Genomic DNA, 1,175 nt, shown 5'->3' on the forward strand with positions numbered 1-1,175 from the left:
TCTGTTCCCGGTTCCCTGACGCAGTGCGATCAGCGGTTCGTCGGTGATGTCGAGCAGTCGTAATCGGCCCCGGCCCGCCAGCGGGTGGTCGGAGGCGACCGCGACCACGAGGGGTTCGGCGGGCTGTAGCCAGTGTGCGGTCACTCCGGCCGGGCACCGGGTGTCCGGGAAGGCGATGAAGGCGACATCCAGTTCGGCCGTGCGGACTTGATCAGTCATCTGTTCGGAGCCGTTCTGGCTGACGTGGAGATCGATGCCGGGATGGCGGGCAAGAAACTCGGTGAGCAACCGGGGCGCGTGCGTCGGTCCCGCCGATTCGACGAGGCCGACCCGTAACGTGCCCCGCAGCGTACCGGTACTGGAGGCAACCTCGGCAAAGCCTTTGTCCGCCGCATGCACGGCCGCCCGGGCATGCGGTAGAAACACCTGACCGGCCCGAGTAAGCCGAACGGATCGCGCATTGCGTTCGAGCAACTGCTGGCCCACCTGTCGCTCCAGGGCCCGGATCTGCTGACTTACCGCGGGCTGCGCGATATGCAGACGCGCCGCAGCGCGAGTGAAGTGGCACTCCTCGGCGACCACGATGAATGTTCGCAAGTGCTGCAACATAAGGATCTCCAATCATAAAGATTGCTTATCTATTATTGCGAACCATGTATTGGACTTCTTAACGGCGACCGTCCCACCATGGGGAGCGCAAACACGCTCGAACAGGAGAATCCCGATGACAGAGGTCCTTGACACCGCGCTCGAACGGCTGAGCGGCTTCGGCACCGAGACCGGCACCGGCAACCCCAATCATGGCCCGATGGCAGTACAGGCGCTCGTCGAGCTCGGCTTCTCCGAGGCCGTCGGCCCCTGGGTGACCGAGTACGCCGAGCGCCTGACGGCGGCGCCGGCCGCAGTGACGCCGATCTCGGGGGAGACCTGGCGAACGGCTCTGGGCGCCAAGCACCGGTTCGCGGACTGGCAACTGTTCTTCCGGCGTGAACTCGACCGAATGAGCTGGCGCGACTTGCTGTCGACATGGTTGCCGCGCCTGTGGCCCGGCGGCATGGCAGTGGGCGGTCACGGTCCGATCCGCGTGGCGCACGCCGTGTCCGCGATGTCCAGTAGGGCCACCGAACCGCGACTGGACGAGTTGGTCAGCGCACTCGCCTACTGGGCGGCGTACT

General features: G+C 65.6%; 1 protein-coding gene and 1 pseudogene. One reads left to right on the top strand and one right to left on the bottom strand.

Annotated elements, in window-relative coordinates; all coding sequences use genetic code 11:
* Window positions 1-609 (bottom strand): LysR family transcriptional regulator (locus ACGF5C_RS34910; RefSeq protein WP_393308713.1); only part of this gene is annotated, 609 nt, incomplete at its 3' end.
* A gap of 115 nt (window positions 610-724) precedes the next feature.
* Between ACGF5C_RS34910 and ACGF5C_RS34915 the strand changes: the two are divergent.
* A pseudogene (locus tag ACGF5C_RS34915) lies at window positions 725-1,175 on the top strand (hypothetical protein); the annotation flags it as partial.

Origin of the sequence: Micromonospora sp. NPDC047620 (genome assembly GCF_043205005.1) — a bacterium.
In the GTDB taxonomy this organism is placed as follows: domain Bacteria; phylum Actinomycetota; class Actinomycetes; order Mycobacteriales; family Micromonosporaceae; genus Micromonospora.